Raw genomic sequence first — 15,464 nt, forward strand, 5'->3', positions numbered from 1 at the left:
CACCACCATCCCGGAGCCCACCGTGCGCGGCAAGCGACTTTCGACCGCGCGGGCCAGCGGGAAAGCGACCCGGAGATCCTTTGGCACCTCCTCGCCTGGCCTGATCAGCGCGCGCTTCCAGCCTGCGCAGGCGTCACTCAGCCGCCGCGGGCGAACAGGGCCAGGCGTACCCGGTTGGGGCTGTTGGTCTTGGTCATCAGGCTGGTGATGTGGGTCTTCACCGTGGTGACGCCGATGTGCAGCCGGTCGGCGATCTCCGTGTTGGACAACCCCTCGGCGACCAGGTTCAGCACGTCCTGCTCGCGCGCCGTCAGCCCCTGGGCCGGCTGCGGCGTCTCGGGGCGGGCGTGCACCGCGCGCTGGACCAGGCGTTGCAGCACCTCCTGGCTGAACGGGTTGTCGCCCACGGCGGCGCGGCGGACGCCGTCGAGCAGGTCGGCCGGGGGCGCGTCCTTGAGCAGGAACCCGCAGGCGCCGGCGGTCAGCGCCGGATAGAGGTGGTCGTCGTCGCCGAAGGTGGTGAGCACCAGCACGCGGGTCGCGGGGCGGTCGGCGAGGATCCGGCTGGTCGCGGTGATCCCGTCGACGCCCGGCATCCGCAGGTCCATCACGACGACGTCGGGCACCAGCCGCGCGGCGAGGGTGATCGCGTCGCGACCGTTGTCGGCCTCGCCGACGACCTCGATGTCGGGCTGGGCGTCGCAGAGCATGCGCAGGCCCGCGCGGATGAGGTGCTGGTCGTCGACCAGCAGGACGCGGATCATGCGAGCTCCGTCTCGTGCGGTGCGGCCGAGCCGGCGCGGGGGATCGGCGGGCCGGGGGGAGCGGTCGACGCGGCGGTCGGGAGCACGGTGCGTACCCGCCAGCCCGCGCCGGTCGGGCCGGCCTCCAGCCGGCCGCCGAGGACCTCGACGCGCTCGCGCATGCCGGTGATGCCGTGGCCGCCGCCAGGCGGTACCGCCGCCGGCACCCGGCCGCGCCCGTCGTCGCGGACCTCCCAGTGCACGGCCCCGTCGACCACCGACACCGCCAGGCGCGCCCGGGCGGACGTGCCGACGTGTTTGGCCACGTTGGTCAGTGCCTCCTGGGTCAGCCGCAACACCGCCAGGCCCCGGACGGCGTCGAGCGAACCGACCGCCGGGTCGATGTCGGCCTCCACGGTGACACCGGCCTGGCGGGCCCGGTCGACCGCCGCACCGAGTGCCGCCGGAAGCGCCGCCGGCTCGATCGCGGTCAGCGCCGCGTCACCGCGTACCCCGTCGGGGTCGCGCAGGACCGCGACCAGCCGGCGCAGGTCCGCCAGGGCGGCGGTCCCCGTGCCGTGCACGTCGTCGAAGACCTCGCCCACCCGCGGATCCAGCTCCGTCAGCACGTGCCGGGCCACGCCCACCCGCAGCACCATCGACGCCACGTGATGCGCGACCACGTCGTGCAGCTCGCGGGCGATGGCGCTGCGTTCGTCCGCGCGGGCGGCGCGGCTCTCCGACTCGCGCCGGCGCTGCTCGGCCGCCGCCCGCTCCTCGGCCTGCCGGCCGAGCTCTCGGGTGGTGCGGATGACCAGGCCGAGCAGCAGCGGCACGCCGACCTCCACGGTCAGCCCGAAGACGCCGGAGAGGAACCGCCGGAACGGGTCGCCGATCGAGTCGGTCAGGTCCACCACGGCCAGCAGCCCGGCGGCCAGCCAGATGATCCGCGGCCGGTCCGCCCGCATGGTCAGCTCCAACAGGGCCCAGCTGGCACCGACCTGGTTGATCGTGGTGTCGTCGACGAGCTGGATGGCGACCGCCAGCAGCGCGGCCTGCGCCACCAGGTTGACCAGCGCCCGGCGGTGGCACACCAGCCCGACGGCGAACGCGACCAGCGCGAGGCTCCACTGTGTGGTCGTCGGCGAGCGTCCGGCGTGGGCGCCGAAGACCAGGTAGCCGACGCCGCTGAGGTCGAGCAGCAGCATCCGCGCGAACGTGTCGCGCGCGTCGAAGAGCCGTCCCACCCACCCCACCGGGTCAGCCTAGGCGCTGCGGCTCGCGGGCCGGAACGACCGCCGGCCGGGCCCACCTCGCCCGGACGGCGAGGTAGGCGGCCAGCCCGAGCGGCCCGAGCAGGATCGTCAGCACCAGCACCGGAGCCATCACCAGCGCCGGCACCCCCCGGTCCCGACCGTCCAGCCAGGCCCACCGGCCGACGAACAGGTCGAACCCGACCATGTGCGCCCAGGCCGCCGCCGCGCCGTCGGCGCTGCCGAGCAGGTCGCGTACCCCCGGCAGGGTCGGCGCCGTCACGGCCGGTAGCACGTCGGCGAGCGCCGGGAGCACCAGCAGCGCGTAGCTCACCAGGACCGGCAGCACGATCAGCGGGGACGAGATGATCCGGGCGGTCCCGGACCAGCGCGGCAGCAGCAGCATCAGCGCCCAGAACGGCGCGGCCAGCGCGAAGGTCAGGGTGAACAGCGTCGCGGTCATGCGGCCAGCGCCAGTTCCGGGCGGCGTCGGCGGACGAGGACCAACGCGGCGGCGGTCGCGGTCGCGGCCACCAGCGCCGCGGCGGCGGCCAGCGTGAGGGCGTCCGGCCGCAGCAGCGGCTGTCCGCGCAGCGCCTGCCAGGTCAACAGCATCGTGAGTACGCCGTAGGCGGCGCCCGCGACGACCACCAGCCGCACCTGGCTGCGCTCGTCCAGCCACGTCCCGAGGAGCCGGCTCAGCAGGATCGCCAGGATCGGCAGCGCCTGCAGGGCGTGCAGCCCCACGAAGTGCCCGATCCGCAGGTCCCCGCCGGTGGTGCTCCAGCCGACCAGCGGGAGCCCGGGTCCGCCGTCCGGTAGGCCCACGCTGTGCGCTCCGGCGATCCCCTCGGCCGCCACGTCCTGGCCGGGCACCACCATCGGTATCGCCGCCAGCATGCCGAGCAGGGACAGGCCGAGCCCCCACCCGACCGCGTACCGGGCGACCCGGTTCGCCATCGGCTGCCGCAGGACCACGATGCCGATGACGAGGTGCGCGACGAAGAGCACCATGATCGACGCGCCCATCACCTGCCACAGCGCGGCGTTCAGCGGGGTCGTCTCGTTGTAGTGGCTGGTCGTGCCGCGCAGCACCTGCCCGACGATCACCGCCATCTCGGCCAGCGACATCGCGACGGTGACCGTGCCCGCCCGCTCCGCGGTCCGGCTGCGTCGCGGCAGCAGGGAGAGCATCCAGGCGAGGGTGGTGCCGTACAGCACGAAAGACACGGCGAACTTGAACGGCTTGAGCCAGATCGGGACGCCGGTGAGGACGCGGGAATCGGCGACGATGCCGATCGCGGCGACGACGGCGAGCACCGCCATCCCCGCGACGAAGACCATCATGGGGCGGTGCCAGTGTGCCGCCCGGCGCAACGAGGTAGTCATACCTGTAGATGCTCGTGAACCGGTCGTCGGGCCGCGCCCGACCTCGGGCCCCGGTTGCGGCCGGCGGTCGGAGCCCGGTCTCCTCCCTCGGGAGGAGGCGGCGCACGGGCGCTACCCGGCGGTCGGCGCCACGCAGTAGACGTCCCCGGAGTTGACCTCGTGGGGCAGCGACCGGAGCCGCTCCGCCAGCTCCGGCGCCGACAGCCACTCCCCGAAGGCCAGGGCCATCTCGTCGCCGAACGCGACGTTGAACGCCTCGAAGCCGAGCGCGGTGAGGCGGGCGACGCAGCGCCGCGCCACGGCCCGCTCGATCGTGGTGAACTCGAAGGACAGCGCGGGCAGCGGGCGGCTCAGCCCCGCCAGCACCGCCTCCTCGAAGCCCTCCACATCGATCTTGACGAAGGCCGGCGTGCCGTGACGGCGGATCAAAGAGTCGAGCGTCGTGGCGGCCACCTCGACCGTGGCGTCCCACACCTCGTCCTCCCAGCCGCCCGCGCCGTGCGCCGCCTGGAGGAAGTGCGAGGACGCCGTGGTCACCGTGGGATTGCGGGAGTTGACGTGCAGCCGGACGCTGCCCTCGTCCGCTCCGCAGGCCGCCTCGACGACGACGACGTCGTCCTCCCCGGCGTAGATGCGCCGGATGGCGCGCGCGCACAGCTGTTGCGGCTCCACGGCCACGACGCGCGCCCCGAGGCGACGGAAGCTGCCGGTCCGGTCGCCCACGTGGGCCCCGATGTCGAAGACCACGTCGCCGGGCCGGACGAAGCGGGCGTAGAACTCGTCCATCGCCGCCTCGCGCGCCGGATCGCCGTAGTAGGACTCCAGCGACCGGCGCAGCGACGACATGGCCGGATCAGCCTTGAGTGCCTCCACCGCGCGGGTACGAGCCCTCACCGGAAGACCGTAGCCCGGACCGGGCCCGGAAACGCCGGCAATCGACAACAGTCAGGCGATCCTCGGCCGGGCGGGGGAGGCTACGCCGGCCGAGGGACGGGGCAGGATGGGTGGGTGAACATCGAGCCGGTCGACTGCGCCCCGCAGCAGCGGTTCCGGCGGGCGATCCTGGGGCAGCGCTGGGAGCACCTCACCTTCCTGCACTGGGCGGTCGCGCCGGAGCTGGTCGCGCCCCTGCTGCCCGCCGGCACCCGTCCGGACACGCTCGACGGGCTCAGCTACGTCGGCCTGATCGGTTTCCGGATGGTGGGGCTGGGCCTCGGCACCGGGCCGGGGGTGCCGTACTTCGGCAGCTTCGCCGAGACCAACGTCCGGCTCTACTCGGTCGACCACACCGGCCGGCGGGCCGTGGTGTTCCGTTCGCTCGACGCGTCCCGGCTGGTGCCGGTGCTGGTCGCCCGGGCGACCCTGCGACTGCCGTACCTGTGGTCGGCGATGCGGCTGGACCGCGACGGTGACCGCTACACCTACCGGTGCCGGCGGCGCTGGCCCGGCCCGGTCGGAGCGTCGAGCCGGATGGTGGTACGGGTGAGGGAGCCGATCGCCGAGCCGACCCCGCTGGAGCACTTCGTCACCGCCCGCTGGGGGCTGCACACCCGCGCGTACGGGCGCACGCTGCACCTGCCGAACTGGCATCCCCGCTGGCCGCTGCACCGGGCCGAGCTGCTGCGCCTGGACGACGAACTGGTCGCCGCCGCCGGGTTGCCGCCGCCGGCGGGACCGCCGGCCAGCGTGCTCTATTCGCCCGGCGTCCCGGTCCGGTTCGGTCCGCCGGTCACCCTGCCCGAGTGACCGCGGCGCCCGTCGCTCGGCGAGGTGGGACGGGACCGGCGCGCCGCCGTCATCTGGTGCCGGTGGCCGACAGGATGGGCAGGCGGGCCAGGACGCTGGCGGTCGCGACCCGCACCGGATCGGGGTTGGCCCAGCTCCAGTTCGGGTGGGCCCGGTTGGTGAGGAGCACGAAGACGGTCCGGCGGGCGGGGCTCACCAGCAGCGACGTGCCGGTGAAGCCGGTGTGCCCGAAGGTGGTGGGGGTGCTGAGCCGACCCATGAACCACGGCTGGTGCAGCACCACGCCGAGCCCGTGGTCGGCGGTCCGGTTCGGGCGTTCCGGGTCGACGGCGGGCAGCCCGGCGTTGGCGTTGGTCAGCATCCGGCGGACGGTGCTCTCGGCCAGGATCCGCTGTCCGCCGTACGTGCCGCCGTCGAGCAGCAACTGGCCGATGACGGCGACCTCCCGGGCGGTGCTGAAGATGCCGGCGTGCCCGGCGATGCCGCCCAGGTGGTTGGCCACGTCGTCGTGCACCACGCCCCGGAGCAGCCCCCGCGAGGAGCGCGCGTCGGTGGCGACCAGCCGGGTGGCCCGGTCGGTGGCGCTGAGCCAGGTGTTCGGGTTGAAGCCGGTCCAGCGCAGGCCGAGCGGTTCGGTCAGCTCGGTCTTCAGCGCCTGGTCGAGCCGTTGGCCGGTCACCTTCTCCACCAGCTTGCCCACGACCATCAGCCCGACGCTCGAATAGCGGAACACCCGGCCCGGGATCGCCCCGCTGACCAGCGGGGTGGCCAGGACGGCCCGCCACTTCTCGGCCAGCGTGGCGTAGCCGGTCACCGAGGCACCCACCGGGAGCCCGCTGGTGTGCGCGAGCAGCATCGCCACCGTGACGGCCGACTTGCCGGCGCCGGTGAACTCCGGCAGGTAGCTCACCACCGGCGCGTCGAGGTCGAGTCGGCCCTTGTCGACCTGCCGCAGGGCGAGGATGGCCGTGTAGACCTTGGTGATCGAGGCGAGGTCGAAGATGGAGTCGGTGCGCATCCGGACCCGCTCGCCGGCGGGCAGGAGGACCGGCCCGGCACCGAAACGCAGGGCCTCGCCGACGGCCGCCTCGGCGTACGGCTGCCCGCCGTTGAGCGCGAGCGCGACCGCCCCGGCGTACATCGGGTGGGCGGGGTTCTGGCTGGTCGGCTTCAGGTAGCCGGTGAGCACGGTGGTCAGCCGCCGGCTGACCGGGGAGGTGCGGACGACCGGCCCGGTGACCGCGGCGGCGCCCTGGCCCGGGGCCGCCGCGCCCGGCGTCCGCCACGAGCCGGCGTGGCCCGCCGGCGGTGCCGCCCGGCAGCCGGCGAGCGCCGCGGTGGCGGCGGAGAGCCCGAGTCCGAGCAGCGAGCGACGGTTGACCGGCATGGCTGGATCATGCCAGGCCGGCGGGTGCGGAGACACCGTCGTCCGCAACACGCCGTGGCCGTCGCCACCTGACGCCTCGTCGAGCACGCCGTCGGCCGGGTCACCGACCGCGACGCACCCGCTAGGCCGGTGGCTCGTCGGCGGCCTGTTCGTGCCAGCGGGCGCGCCAGTCGGCCTCGTGCTTCTCGTAGGTCGCCCGCTCGTTGAGGGCGGCCTGCCGCAGGGCCCGCCGCGCGTCCGCCATCACCACCACCTCGACGGCCACCAACGCCACGCAGATCGCGGTCAGCAGGGCGAAGGCGGCCAACCCCGGCAGGTGCGTCGCGACCGGGATGGCGGCGGTGAGCACGAGCACGGTGCCGACCCGGCTCCAGGACAGGGTGCGCAGGGTGCGCAGCTGGAACAGCATGTCCGCGCACAGGTAGCAGATCACCCCGCCGAACAGCAGCGGTACGCCGGGACCGTGCGTCGGCTCGGCGAGGTGGATCGACGGGTCGGCGATCTGCCGCACGATCTCCTCGGCCCCCAGGGCGAACAGGATCACCCCGGCGATCATCACCAGGTGCAGGTAGGCGTACGCGTCGCGGGCCATCGACACGCGGGCGCGCCCCTGCGCGACGTGCTGCGCGATCCGGGCGGCCGGTGCGACCACGTCGTAGTGCGCCCACCACAGGGCGGCGGTGAAGACGATGCCCAGCACGGCCGCGGCGATCGCCGGCCAGGTGACCGGCTGGCCGAGGAGGTTGCCGCCGACGCCGACGGAGATGATCGACTCACCCAGCGCGATGATCAGGATGAGGTCGTAGCGCTCCGTCCAGTGTTCGGCGGAGGTGACCATCCAGCCCCAGGCGACGGCGACCAGGCCGCCGCCGTACTGGAGCAGGACGACGCTGATCCAGAGCCCGTCCCGTACCATCGCGGCCCGGCCCGCGTCCTCGATCTGCGGCGGGATCAGCGCGGCGCCCAGCAGCAGCAGGGTGCTGGCCAGCAGCTCCGGGAAGTACTTCAACAGCAGTCGCCGTTCGCCCGGCCGCTCCTTGGCGACGTGCCAGTACAGCAGCAGGTGCACCCCGCGGATCACCACGTAACTGATCGCCACCACGATCGGCCCGGCGGCCGTCTGTTTCGGGTCGTCGAACGCCTGCGGCAGCGACAACGCGAAGCAGAACACCGCCGCCATCCCGGCGACCATCAGCACCGGGACGAAGCCTTCGCCCAACCGCACCCGGGTGGCCACCACGCTGTGCACCACCCAGCACCACCACAGCACGGCCAGCACGAGCATGGCGTGCAGCAGTTGCCGGTCGGTGATGTTGGCGGCGGTGGCCCGGGTGATGATGAAGAAGGAGAAGACGAAGACCAGGTCGAAGAAGACCTCGAACCGGTCCACCCGGGCGCCCGGAGCGATCCCGACGGCCGGCCCCAGTCGTCCGCGCCACCGGTTTCCCACCAACCCACTGTGCCAGCCGAGGACCGGCCGGGGGCCGAATTGGAAGCCGGTCCCTTCGCCCGATCGCTACTCGCACCTGTCCTCGGAGCCCCGGCCGTACGGTTCGCAGCAGTCGACGCGGTGCCGGTACACCCGCAGGTCACGCCCACGCCGGTGGGCCCGCTCGGAGGTGATCTCGTACAGGCAGGCCTGCCACCGGACGGTCTCCCCGCCGCCGGGGACGACCTGGCCGTCACCCGGCCCGCCGCGCAGCAGCACCTCCACCCGATCGACGCTACGTGGTGTCCGCGCCGGGAGCGGGCGGTACGACCGCTCTGCCCGCCGCGGCAGCTCTGTGACCGATGCCGTGGGACCGATCAGGGTCAGACTTCCGCCCGGGTATGGACCTGGCCGTCCTCCACCCGCATACTTAGGTGGATGGCTAAGTATTCCGGCGACGGTGGCGGCGCGGTCGACGCGTCGCTGGACGACGTGTTCCACGCGTTGTCGGACCCCACCCGCCGGCGCGTCGTCGAACTCCTGGGCCGGGGCCCCGCCACGACCAGCGACCTCGCGCGTCCGTTCGAGATGGCACTGCCGTCGTTCACCCAGCATCTGAGCGTTCTCGAGCGCTCGGGCCTGGTGACCTCGGAGAAGAAGGGACGGGTGCGGACCTACCGCCTGGCGCCCCGGTCGCTGGAGCTGGCCGACAGCTGGCTGGCCGCGCAACGTGCGCTCTGGACCCGCCGCCTCGATCAACTCGATTCGCTTCTCTACGACCTGAAGGAGCAGCAGACATGACCGCCTACACCACGAACCCCGAGCTCGACCTCGTCCTGGAGCGCACCGTCGACGTCGCCCCGGAACTGGTCTGGAAGTGCTGGACCACGCCCGAGCTGATCGTGCGCTGGTTCGCCCCGAAGCCCTGGTCGACCTCGTCCTGCGAGATCGACCTCCAGCCCGGCGGCCGGTTCCACACCGTCATGCGCTCGCCGGAGGGTGAGGAGTTCCCCAGCGACGGCTGCATCCTGGTGGTCGAGGAGGGCTCGACGCTGGTGTTCACCTCCGCCCTGGGCCCGGGGTTCCGCCCGCAGGTCGCCGAGGACGGTTTCCCGTTCACCGCGGTGGTCCGCATCGCGCCGGACGGCGCCGGTACGCGGTACACCGCCACGGCGATCCACGCCGACGCCTCGGCCCGCAAGCAGCACGAGGACATGGGCTTCACCGAGGGCTGGGGCGCGGCGCTCGACCAGCTGGTGGACGTCGCGAAGTCCCTCTGACCCGCGACCGGGGCCCACATCGGAGCGGACCGGCCGGGGCGGTCGACGCCCGGCCGGTCGCGCAGAGGTGGCGGCGGCGGCCAGGGGTCGGCCGCCGCCGCCGGATCGCGGGAGGCCGCCGTCAGCCGCGACGCCACTTCTGGTTCGCGCCGCCGGTGCACTCCCAGAGCTGGAGCACCGCGTCGTTGTTCGGGTTCCAGCCGGCGATGTCCACGCACTTGTTCGCCTGCGGGTTGACCAGGTCACCCGCCGCGCTGAGCACGAACTGCTGGGCCGGGTTGCCGGAGCAGGTCGCGATCTGGATGGCGGCGCCGTTGGCGGTGGAACCCCAGGCGACGTCCATGCACTTGTTGTTCTGGGTGCGCAGGGTGCCGCTGACGAACTCCCAGCGCTGGTTGGTGCCGCCGTGGCAGTCCCAGACGATGAGCCGCTGGCCGTCGGCGAAGTTCCAGTTGGGCACGTCGACGCACTTCTGGTGCCAGTTGCTGACCACCAGGTCGCCGGTGGCCGGCGGGGTGGTCGGCGGCGGCCCGGTCGGGCCGCCGGCGCCGAACGGCGTCAGGGTGACGGCGGCCGAACGGGGATCGCCGCTGTGCACCAGCGACTCGAAGCCGCCGACGTCGTCGTAGGCGAAGCCGTACGCCTTACCGTCGGCCATGTTGGCGTGGATGATCCGGGAGTAGTGGTTCGGGGCGCTGTTCTTGTAGAAGGTGGTGGCGTCGAGCCGGGGCTCGGTGTCGAACTGGCCGAGGGTGCCGCGGTTCAGCGCGGTGCAGAGGGTGCGCTTGATCTCCGGCTCGATGAACGGCGGGGTGTTCGGGGCGTTGAAGACGCCGTCGCAGCCCCACACGTTGCCGGTGGTCGGCCTGGCGACCGTCGCCACCTGGGCGCCGGACGAGTCGGTGAAGACCATGGTGGTGCCGACGGTGCGGCCGAAGAACCGGCGGTTCGGCTCGTTGGTGCGCGGCACGACCGTGAGGGTACGGCTGGTGTACGCGTTCCACGCCGAGCTGATGTACGAGTCGAGGTAGGCGGGGTCCATCAGGCCGGCGTCCATGGCTTTGCCCGGCGCGAGTACGCGCAGCACGGTGCCGTCGGCGCGGGTGACGACCGACCGGGCGAAGGCCGGCTGTGCCTTGACGGCGTTGATGACGTTGTTCCGGCCGTTGTTCAGCAGTTCGCCGGTCTTCGTGGTGACGCCGCTGCCGCTGGTGACGGCGACGGCGTGCGGCACGGCGAACTGGTCCACCTGCGAACTGTTCAACCAGAGGCCGGCGTCGTTGTAGGTGAACTCGGACCAGTCGAAGAGGATGTCCCGGTTCGGGTCGCCGGCGGCCCACGGCGCGGGCTGGACGACCCCGTCCGGGGTGAGGCGGAAGTCGAGCTTGCGGCCGAACGAGAAGTACATGCGCCCGGAGATGAAGCGCGGGATCCGGACGGTGACGCTGCCGCCGTTGGGCGGGCCGGCGATCGACACGTCCGGCGCCGGGGTCGGTGGGATGCCGCCGGCGGGCCAGCGGGTGAACGCGCCGGCGGCGTTGACGTAGCCGAGGCCGCCGCCGGGGCGGATGTCGGTGCCCAGGATGTAGAGGTGGACCGCCTCGCTGCGGCCGGTGTTGTTGGCGACGGTGACGGGGAGCAGGTCGGGGCCGACGGCGAGCGCCCGGGTCTGGGTGGCGGTGAGCGTGACGGGTACGGCGAGCACGAGCGCCGCCAGCGCGCCGATGGCGGCGGCGAGTCGTGCCCGGCACGAGCGTCTGTTGGTCACGGGAAACTCCTCGATGGTGGGGACGGGGCACCATCTCGTCGACCTGGGTTGCGGCCGGCCGACGAAGGGCGTGGGGGATGGGGGTACGTCGCGCGGGACGGGTCTAGGCGCGGGACCACTTCTGGTTGGCGGCGCCGGTGCAGTCCCACAGTTGGAGCTTGCCGCCGTTGGCGGTGACCCGGTCGCGTACGTCGACGCAGCGGTTGGCGCTGAGGTTGACCAGGTCACCCGCGGCGGTGAGGGTGAAGCGTTGGGCCGGGTTGCCGTTGCAGCTCACCAGGTTGACCTCGGTGCCGTTGGCCGTGCCGGCCCAGGCCGGGTCCATGCACTTGCCCATGGCGCGCAGGGTGCCGTCGGCGGCGAAGGTCCACGCCTGCGCGGCGGTGGTGTTGCAGTCCCAGATCTGCAGCTTGGCCCCGTCGACCGGGTTCGCGCCGGGGATGTCGATGCACCGACCGCTCGCCGCGCCCCGGATCCGGCTGGTCCCCGGCGCCGGCTGGCCGCCACCGGAGGTGTAGCCGGAGACCCGGACGTAGTCCACCAGCATCTGCTGCGGGAACTGGGTCGACGCGTCCGGGTAGCCCGGCCAGTTGCCGCCGACCGCCACGTTCAGGATCATGAAGAACGGGTGGTCGAACACCCAGCGGTTGCCGCCGAGCCGGGCGGGGTCGACGCGGTGGTACTCGACGCCGTCGAGGTACCAGATGATGGAGTTCGGCTCCCAGTCCACCCGGTAGGTGTGGAAGGCGTCGGCGAGCGGTGCGGCGATGGTCCGGCTGCCGGTGATCCCGCCCCCGCCGGAGTAGCCCGGGCCGTGGATGGTGCCGTAGACGGTGTTGGGCTCCCGGCCGATGTTCTCCATGATGTCGATCTCGCCGGCGTTCGGCCAGCCGACGCTGCCCATGTCGTTGCCGAGCATCCAGAACGCCGGCCAGATGCCCTGCCCCCGAGGGATCTTGATGCGGGCCTCGAAGCGGCCGTACGCCTGGGTGAAGGTGGCGGCGGTGAGCAGCCGGGCCGAGGTGTACTCGCACCGGCCGTAGTGGCACTGGTAGTTGGCCGGGTTCTCCCGGCGCGCGGTGATGACCAGGTTGCCCTGACCGTCGTGCACCGCGTTGCTGGTGCTGTTGGTGTAGTACTGCCGTTCGTTGTTGCCCCAGCCGCTGCCGCCGATGTCGAAGCGCCACCTGCTCTGGTCGACCGGGGTGCCGGCCCCGGCGTTGAATTCGTCCTGCCAGGTGATTCCGCCGATCGCCGCCTCGGCGGGGCGGGAGTCGACCGGTACGGCGAGGGCCACCGTGGCCGCGACGAGCGCGGCGCCGGCGAGGGCGAGCGCGCGTGGCCGGCGGCGGATGCGGATGGGGAACATGGGACCTCCTGCGGGACGGGCGCGAACCTGTCGGGGGTTCGCCGGGGGGAGAAGCGACCGGCGCGGCGGCGGGATCGGTGGGGTGTCGGGGGTGTCCGCCGCGCCGGGGGAGCGGTGGTGTCAGCCGCGACGCCACTTCTGGTTGGCGGTGCCCGCGCAGTCCCACAGTTGGAGGCGGGCGCCGTCGGAGTTGTTCCAGTCGGTGATGTCGACGCACTTGTTGGCCTGGGGGTTGACCAGGTCGCCGGCGGCGGAGAGGACGAACTGCTGGGCGGGGTTGCCGCTGCAGTTGGCGATCTGGATGGTGGCGCCGTTGGCGGTGGAGCCCCAGGCCACGTCCATGCACTTGTTGTTCTGGGTCCGCAGCGTCCCGCCGGTGAAGGTCCAGGCCTGCGCGCTGGTGCCGTTGCAGGTCCAGGTCTGCAGGGGTACGCCGTCGGAGAAGTTGGAGTTCGGCACGTCGATGCACCGGTTGTTCCAGTTGCTGACGATCCGCTGCCCGCCGCCGGTGGTGACGAGCGACAGCCCGTAGACCCCGAGGATCTCGTTCACCGGCTGGAACCAGGTGGTGCCGCCGGACGAGCAGTTGCCGGAGCCGCCGGAGGTCACCCCCTGGGCCTGGTTGCCCGAGATCCACGCGCCGCCCGAGTCGCCGCCCTCGGCGCAGGCGTTGCTGCGGCTCAGCCCCGACACGGCTCCCTGCGGGTAGACGACGGTCTCGTTGCGGCCGAGGATGGTGCCGCAGCGCCAGCCGGTGGTGCGCCCGGAGCGGCAGACCGAGCTGCCGATGGCCGCGTCCTGCGACCCGGCCACGGTCACGTTGCCGCCGGAGTAGCTGTTGACCCACGGCTGCGGTGTCCAGGAACTGTTGGTGCGTACCCAGGCGTAGTCGTCGCCGGGGAACGACGAGCCGGCGAACGTGCCCTGCGAGACGTTGTTGAAGCCGAGGGTCGGGCTGCCGGCGCGTCCACAGTGGCCCGCCGTGACGAACCCGCCGACGACCGCGAAGCCGACCGAGCACAGGGTGTTGCCGTTGATGACGTACTGGTCGCCGCCGCGGATGTCGTAGAGCGGGCGCGGGGCGGCCGGGGAGGCGACCACCCGGACGGCATCGGCGGGAACGCCGCTGGCCCGGACGTACGCGGTGGCCGCGGCGGTGGCGCCGGGTCGGGCCGTCACGACGACGCTGTTGCTGACCACGTCGACGTGCCAGCCGTGGATGTCCCGGAAGTCGGCCCTGGCGCGTCGCCTGTCCAGCGCCCGTTTGACCGCGTCGAGCGTGCTCTCGCTGCGGCCGGCGACGGTGACGTCGGCGCCCTCGGCGCGGACCACCGGGGCGAGCGCGGGATCGGTGACGGCCACGGTGAGGCGCTTCCCGTCGGCGGGCAGCCACGCGCCGGCGAAGGTGGAGCCGAGCTTCGCGCGCAGGCGCCGCTCGACCGCCGGGGCGGCGGCCTCGGTGCGCAGGCGGTCGCCCACCTGTGCGGCGGTGAGACCCAGGTCGCGGCGCATCGCGTCGACCAGCCCCGGAGAGAGGTCCGCCGGGGCGGCGCGGTGGGTGGGGGCGGTGGTGGCCGGCGGGCCGGCGACGCCCGCCGCCGGCGCCGCGCCGACGAGCAGGAGGGCGGCGGCGAACGAGCCGAGCACGCGCGGGTATGGGGACATGGGGGTCCTCCCGGGGTACGGCGAGGGCGGCGGGCGGAGCGGGCGAGAGAGCGCTCTCGCGATGAAGTTTGTCGATGGTTAACAAATCTGTCAAGAAGGTTGCCTATTGTGCGCCCGGACCCCGCCCGGACCCGCCCGAGCCCGCCCGGTCAGCCGGCCCGGCGATGGCCGGCCGGCGGCGTCACGCGCCGACGGTGTCGGTGGACAGCAGTCCGTGGCCGTCGAGCGGCCGGTCGCCGCCGCGGCGCCGCTGCTTCACCCGGTAGAGGCGCTGGTCGGCCACGTGCAGCAGGGTCTCCAGCGTGTCGCCGTCGTGCGGGGCGGTCGCCGCGCCGATGCTGACGCCGGTGTGCCGGCGTACCGCCGCCTCGATCCGGGCCGCCACCGTCCGTACCGTCGCCTCGTCGGCGTCGCTGAGGACGACCACGAACTCGTCGCCGCCGACCCGGGCGACAGCGTCCTCGGGGCGCAGCACCTCCCGCGTCGCCGCCACCGTTTGCTTCAGCAACTCGTCGCCGGCGGCGTGCCCGAGGCGGTCGTTGACGCTCTTGAAGTCGTCGAGATCCAGGCAGAGCATGGCCGGGCCGGCGCGACCGCACCTGCGGAACAGGTGCTGGGTGAAGTCCGCCAGGCCGCGCCGGTTCAGGGCGCCGGTCAACGGGTCCAGCGCCGCCAGGGCGCGCAGCTGGGACCGCTGCCGCGCCAGCTTCCGGGTCTGCGCGCCGCAGACCGAGATCAGGACCAGCATGCCCGCCATGTAGAGGAAGACGTGGCCGGGCCGTGGCGGTTGCCCGAGGGCGGCCACGGCGAGGTACGACGCGAGCAGGAGCGCCTCCAGCGCCATCATCAGCCGCAGGTGCGGGGTGTAGGTGGCCACGAACACCGTGGTGGTCACGAACCCCAGGGCGGCCGGTGAGGCGGCCCCGCCGTCGCAGTACGCGCCGAGCGCCGCCATGGCGATGGTGACCAGCAGGATGGTGAACGAGACCCGGTAGCCGGCGGCCTTCGTGGTCACCGTCCGTGCCGCCCAGATGCCGACGGCGCCGGACGCCATCCCGCAGCTGTAGGCGGCGAGCATCAGGGGCCGATGCGGCTCGCCGGGCGTCATCACGCAGTAGAGGACGGCGATGCCGTGCGAGACCACGTGCAAGGCCGCGGTGAGCAGCATCCTTCGCCGGCGCTCGTTCACTCCGCCCACCGCACCCTGACGACGGCTCCTGAGGAGGCAGCAGCACGAACGGTCGGGGTGGCCATGTCGGTGGTACGTGTCGAGGCCGCTGCGCGGAGGGGCCCTGCCACGCCGCCATTCAATGATGTGTGTTACATCACCGTCAATACCCGAAACGGCGCATCTGCCCTGGCCAGCGCGCAGGTGGCCGAATTCGGCCGCCCGCCGCACTCTGCGTGCCTGTCCCGCTGCGCCCCGCGCTGGCCG

15 protein-coding genes are annotated in these 15,464 nt (G+C 73.1%); 3 read left to right on the top strand and 12 right to left on the bottom strand.

What is annotated here, in order from left to right; all coding sequences use genetic code 11:
- Positions 1 to 137: 137 nt before the first annotated feature.
- The 5 genes from FHX75_RS04340 to FHX75_RS04360 form a co-directional block, all read right to left on the bottom strand.
- Entirely contained in the window at positions 138 to 764 is a 627-nt protein-coding gene (locus FHX75_RS04340) for a response regulator transcription factor (RefSeq protein WP_154936768.1), read from the bottom strand.
- Entirely contained in the window at positions 761 to 1,999 is a 1,239-nt protein-coding gene (locus FHX75_RS04345; RefSeq protein WP_154936769.1) for a sensor histidine kinase, read from the bottom strand. Before FHX75_RS04345 ends, FHX75_RS04340 begins: the two co-directional genes overlap by 4 nt.
- A gap of 4 nt (positions 2,000 to 2,003) precedes the next feature.
- On the bottom strand, positions 2,004 to 2,459 hold the full coding sequence (locus tag FHX75_RS04350; protein ID WP_154936770.1) for an ABA4-like family protein: 456 nt from the start codon (positions 2,457 to 2,459) through the stop codon (positions 2,004 to 2,006).
- Positions 2,456 to 3,385, bottom strand: coding sequence for a hypothetical protein (locus FHX75_RS04355; protein WP_154936771.1), 930 nt, complete (start codon positions 3,383 to 3,385; stop codon positions 2,456 to 2,458). Before FHX75_RS04355 ends, FHX75_RS04350 begins: the two co-directional genes overlap by 4 nt.
- Positions 3,386 to 3,496: 111 nt before the next feature.
- A complete protein-coding gene (locus FHX75_RS04360; protein WP_154938779.1) occupies positions 3,497 to 4,231 on the bottom strand; it encodes an FkbM family methyltransferase in 735 nt (244 codons plus the stop codon).
- A 162-nt stretch (positions 4,232 to 4,393) separates the two neighbouring features.
- Here FHX75_RS04360 and FHX75_RS04365 point away from each other — a divergent pair, with 162 nt between their 5' ends.
- The gene (locus FHX75_RS04365; protein ID WP_154936772.1) at positions 4,394 to 5,131 is read left to right on the top strand and encodes a YqjF family protein; all 738 of its coding nucleotides are present in this window, start codon (positions 4,394 to 4,396) and stop codon (positions 5,129 to 5,131) included.
- 49 nt (positions 5,132 to 5,180) lie between these two features.
- Here the strand turns inward: FHX75_RS04365 and FHX75_RS04370 are convergent, their stop codons facing one another.
- From FHX75_RS04370 to FHX75_RS04380, 3 genes are all read right to left on the bottom strand, one after another.
- The gene (locus FHX75_RS04370) at positions 5,181 to 6,518 is read right to left on the bottom strand and encodes a serine hydrolase domain-containing protein (RefSeq protein WP_154936773.1); all 1,338 of its coding nucleotides are present in this window, start codon (positions 6,516 to 6,518) and stop codon (positions 5,181 to 5,183) included.
- A 121-nt stretch (positions 6,519 to 6,639) separates the two neighbouring features.
- Positions 6,640 to 7,971, bottom strand: a complete 1,332-nt coding sequence (locus FHX75_RS04375) for a low temperature requirement protein A (protein WP_154936774.1) — start codon at positions 7,969 to 7,971, stop codon at positions 6,640 to 6,642.
- 63 nt (positions 7,972 to 8,034) lie between these two features.
- On the bottom strand, positions 8,035 to 8,232 hold the full coding sequence (locus FHX75_RS04380) for a hypothetical protein (protein WP_154936775.1): 198 nt from the start codon (positions 8,230 to 8,232) through the stop codon (positions 8,035 to 8,037).
- A gap of 153 nt (positions 8,233 to 8,385) precedes the next feature.
- On the opposite strand from FHX75_RS04380, the gene FHX75_RS04385 reads away from it, so the two are divergent.
- Together FHX75_RS04385 and FHX75_RS04390 are read left to right on the top strand one after the other, a co-directional pair.
- The gene (locus FHX75_RS04385) at positions 8,386 to 8,748 is read left to right on the top strand and encodes an ArsR/SmtB family transcription factor (RefSeq protein WP_154936776.1); all 363 of its coding nucleotides are present in this window, start codon (positions 8,386 to 8,388) and stop codon (positions 8,746 to 8,748) included.
- On the top strand, positions 8,745 to 9,227 hold the full coding sequence (locus FHX75_RS04390) for an SRPBCC family protein (RefSeq protein WP_154936777.1): 483 nt from the start codon (positions 8,745 to 8,747) through the stop codon (positions 9,225 to 9,227). The genes FHX75_RS04385 and FHX75_RS04390 overlap by 4 nt, the downstream gene beginning before the upstream one ends.
- 121 nt (positions 9,228 to 9,348) lie before the next feature.
- Here FHX75_RS04390 and FHX75_RS04395 read toward each other — a convergent pair whose 3' ends face one another.
- The 4 genes from FHX75_RS04395 to FHX75_RS04410 all read right to left on the bottom strand — a co-directional run bounded on the left by FHX75_RS04395 (position 9,349) and on the right by FHX75_RS04410 (position 15,197).
- Entirely contained in the window at positions 9,349 to 10,995 is a 1,647-nt protein-coding gene (locus FHX75_RS04395; protein WP_246157630.1) for a beta-1,3-glucanase family protein, read from the bottom strand.
- Between the two features lie 103 nt (positions 10,996 to 11,098).
- Positions 11,099 to 12,364 (bottom strand): glycoside hydrolase family 16 protein, encoded by a 1,266-nt coding sequence (locus FHX75_RS04400; RefSeq protein WP_154936778.1) that lies wholly within the window; start codon positions 12,362 to 12,364, stop codon positions 11,099 to 11,101.
- A 120-nt stretch (positions 12,365 to 12,484) separates the two neighbouring features.
- Entirely contained in the window at positions 12,485 to 14,029 is a 1,545-nt protein-coding gene (locus tag FHX75_RS04405) for a ricin-type beta-trefoil lectin domain protein (RefSeq protein WP_154936779.1), read from the bottom strand.
- Positions 14,030 to 14,210: 181 nt separating this feature from the next.
- Positions 14,211 to 15,197, bottom strand: coding sequence for a GGDEF domain-containing protein (locus FHX75_RS04410; RefSeq protein ID WP_170285280.1), 987 nt, complete (start codon positions 15,195 to 15,197; stop codon positions 14,211 to 14,213).
- Between the last annotated feature and the right edge of the window lie 267 nt (positions 15,198 to 15,464).

Origin of the sequence: Micromonospora palomenae, from assembly GCF_007829925.1 — a bacterium.
Lineage (GTDB): Bacteria > Actinomycetota > Actinomycetes > Mycobacteriales > Micromonosporaceae > Micromonospora > Micromonospora purpureochromogenes.